The sequence below is a fragment of the Xanthomonas cissicola genome, from assembly GCF_008801575.1.
Taxonomy (GTDB): domain Bacteria; phylum Pseudomonadota; class Gammaproteobacteria; order Xanthomonadales; family Xanthomonadaceae; genus Xanthomonas; species Xanthomonas cissicola.
In genome coordinates this window covers 1-248 of sequence record NZ_VZPL01000302.1, presented here as the reverse complement: position 1 = coordinate 248, position 248 = coordinate 1, and the positions used below count along the sequence as shown (strand labels likewise).

General features: G+C 58.9%; 1 pseudogene. It reads right to left on the bottom strand.

Going from position 1 to position 248, the window contains the following annotated elements:
* Positions 1-126 (bottom strand): annotated as a pseudogene (locus tag F7R02_RS26200) (IS3 family transposase); the annotation flags it as partial.
* Positions 127-248 lie beyond the last annotated feature (122 nt).

Here is a 248-nt window from a genome sequence, read left to right as displayed (position 1 = left end):
CGACCACACCTGGTTGGCCTGCGATGGCCGCAGCAGCGGCTGACGCTCGCCTATTGGCACTTTTTTGCGTTTGCGCCGTCGGACCTGTAGCTGCTGCTCGCGGTACAACCGCTCCACGCGTTTGTAGGGCCTGTTAACACTAATGGCCCGAGCGATTAAACTATTGGGCATGGAGATCACGCCAGCACAATTTTCTCTGATCGAACACTGCCTGCCGGCGCAGCGCGGCAATGTCAGCATGACCAACC